This window comes from Pseudoalteromonas sp. APC 3358 (assembly GCF_030408075.1).
In the GTDB taxonomy this organism is placed as follows: domain Bacteria; phylum Pseudomonadota; class Gammaproteobacteria; order Enterobacterales; family Alteromonadaceae; genus Pseudoalteromonas; species Pseudoalteromonas arctica.
In genome coordinates, this window is record NZ_JASDCE010000032.1 from 1 (window position 1) to 3,179 (window position 3,179).

At 47.8% G+C, this 3,179-nt stretch carries 1 protein-coding gene; it reads right to left on the reverse strand.

What is annotated here, in order from left to right; translation table 11 throughout:
* Window positions 1–94 precede the first annotated feature (94 nt).
* Window positions 95–3,073: a Tn3-like element ISShfr9 family transposase gene (locus QL995_RS21550; protein WP_013755170.1), complete on the reverse strand. Its 2,979-nt coding sequence runs from the start codon at window positions 3,071–3,073 to the stop codon at window positions 95–97.
* Window positions 3,074–3,179: the final 106 nt, after the last annotated feature.

Genomic DNA, 3,179 nt, shown 5'->3' on the forward strand with positions numbered 1-3,179 from the left:
GGGGTTCTAGGGATTTTCCCCTCTAAAAAGACATAATCCTCTGTAGACCACACCAATAAATGGCTGCGGAGGTGGTTTACTTTCAGCTTGGAGCCTAATCATCCACTATCGGCCTTGTTATTTCGCCAATATTGGGCAATTTCCCAGTATTAGTGAAGTTATACGTTCCGCTTAAGTTGATATTTTGCCACGCAACGGGCGAAACAGCACGAGTGATACCCGCTTTCTCTTCATCTCCTCTCGCTTCAAAGTGTCCCAGCAGATGACTCAGTATCGCGGAGTTGAAGTAGATGATCGCGTTGGCAAGCAATCTTGCACATTCATTCCAGATAGCGATTTCACTCTCGTTTTTGCCTCGGAACTGATCGCCATTCACCGACGCAATAGCCCGTCTCAGGAAGTGCCACGCTTCTCCCCGGTTAAGGGCACGCTGAACGTACTGCCGCAAACTGGCATTGTCTATGTAATCCAGTAAATATTGCGCTTTGACCAGTCGATTATACTCCGTCAGCGCCTGTAATGTCGGGTGCCCCGAAGGATAACCAGACAACTTTCTTACCAGCATTGCCTGTGTCGTTCGCTTTGTCTGAAGTGACAGAACAATGCGCCTAATATCCTGCCATCCCGTTTCGATGACATTCGTCCTGATGGGCTTTTTCAGGGCAAGGTTGGTGCCGCCGTGTTCATTTTCAGTTACGTCAAACAGATCATTGATGACACTACTGAACTGCGCGTATCGCGGTGCAAAACTGTAACCGCATAGATCCAGTAAGGCGAAGTTAACATGATTGACACCGTGTGTATCTGTCGAGAGTACGTCAGGTTTGATTTCACTGCTGTTGGATTGTAACAGGTCATAAATATAGTGTGATTCGTGCTCGTTGGAACCGATGATCCGAGCATTGAGGGCGCTGTGGTTGGCCACCAGTGTCATGGCCGTGATCCCTTTGTTGGTGCCGAAATACTTAGAGGAGTACCGGGTTTTAAAGGTTTCCAGATGGGTTTCGAATTTCTGACCATCCGCACTGGCATGCAGCTGGTCCTCCTGAATATGGTAGTGGCGGAAGATGGGTAGCGCTGCAACCGCATTATTGATCACGTCGCTGGCGTCATGCAGCGTTTCAGGCCGGATATAGTTGGCCTGCACCGTACTCAGGTGTTCATAGCTTCGATCGGAGATCTGCGCCATGCCATACACACCACGGTGAGTGGCGTTGGCAATCAGAATGGCCAGTAAATCATCCTGATGAGTGAACCCTTGTTTTTGTATCGGAAGTACATGAGTCAGACATTTCATGAACCCGGTTTCGCGCTCTACATACCGCAGTACATCCGCGATACCGACCGGTTGCATTCGCTTAAAAAAGGGATTGTTGACCAGAGATGTAGCGCTTTTGGTCGGCAGACGCCAGCGGGTACCGGTACGATTTTTCATGATCACATTTCGATTGTCTCCCTCATCAATATGGAGAGCAACGTCTTTGAGTGCACTTTCCAGCCGGTGTTGTTTCTCCTGTAACAATAACTCTGCGGGCTGTTTTAGTCTGTCCAGTGTTGATGAGGCCAGCAAGGTATCCTGCGATGTCTGGGGGATCAGGTCGTCTTCCAGTGCGCGGTATTTGGTAACATTTGGCAAATAAATGCGTCCATTCAGTCGTGAGGTTAACTGCCGGTAGAGCAGCCATTCGTAACGTTGCGGGTTAACGTTATCCTGTTTAACCAACCATGGGAGGTGCTTTTTCGGGATGAGCGACGTATCCATCGTCTTCAGTGGTCCACCGAATGCGATTTCCGTCTGCATCTGTTGAAGTTGGGCGACGACGGCTTCTGAGCCTTTACCGGCCTCACATTCAAGGCACAAGAACACCTGCCTTAACAGTTGCTCCAGGAGATTGCATTGTTCATCGTAATGTTGCCACTGGTACTCTTCCACGGTCCGTTTCTGTTTTTTCAGGTAAAGGCAGAGGGTCTGGATATCCCTGTCATTCATGACCTTCAATGCCTGTTGTCTGACTACTGAGAAGGGTTGATTATCATCAATGTTCTCATCCACAAACAGATGCAGTAACTCTGCCGCTTTCGTGACATTGTCCGCGGCTGACTGCCAGGACAGGAACACTGCTTGTTGTGCAAAGGTGTTGGCAGCTTCTTGTTGCTTGCGGATATGGTAAATGAACCCATCAGTTAACCGTTCCAGTGCCAGTTGTATCCGCTCTGTCAGGTGACATAGCAACCATAGATGCTGCTGTGCGCGTTTGAATCGTTTGAGTTTACTACCGTAATAGTTGATGAGCTCACCGAAGTGTTGTCGATTTTTAAGAGACAGATTAAGCCCATCGATAACGCCATTGATTTGCGTGCGCCATGGCGCTAACTGATGATAAAGGGCAAGCTCTTTTTTAAGTTCAGGTACGGTCAGACTTTTTGCACCGCCTCTGAGCTGGTTCAGGCTTAGTCCGTCATCAATGGCTGTTATGCTGTCCAGAAAGACGTGAAGTTCAGGACTGGTGAGTTGATTAAGTTGGTGCGCCAGGTCTTTTCTGACCTGCTGCATCGCTCTGCTTATCAGTCTCTGGAGTACGGTGTACCTAGGGATAGCAATGCTGTGACTGGTTAGGAATTCAATAGCAGTATCAAAGAGGTAACGCGGCTCCAGCCAGGCATTGCCCACCTGAACAAGGTGGTCGAAAAGAGAATTGAAGTGCTGACTTTCGTCCCATTTGTGATAACCAGCAAGGTCTAATACTTTTGCGTAGAGTCGATCTTTTTGTTTTTGTGAGGGAGTGAATGGTCTGAGCCCCTTGCCGCCAAGCAGCTCTTTACTGATGAACATTAAATCCTTAGAAACCTGCGAGTAAGCGATATCTAGGATGACGGGCTTTGATTTGAAGTATCCCAAAATCGCGACAAAGTAACATCTATGAGCTCTGAGACGAATTGACCGAAAAACTGCCAATTCCGCATCGTTCAGAGAAAAGTACAGACGTTGTTCTTCGATTGAAAAAATGGGTGGGGAATAAAGATCTGCCTGTTCTGCTCTCGTGAGAATAGTAATTTCGTTTTTGATGGCCATATCAGGGCTGTTCCGTATTAAATGTACGATATTTACCTAATTTGCCACACTTATAAGTAGTAACCCACCTCCGCAGCCATTTATTGGTGTGGTCTACAGAGGATTA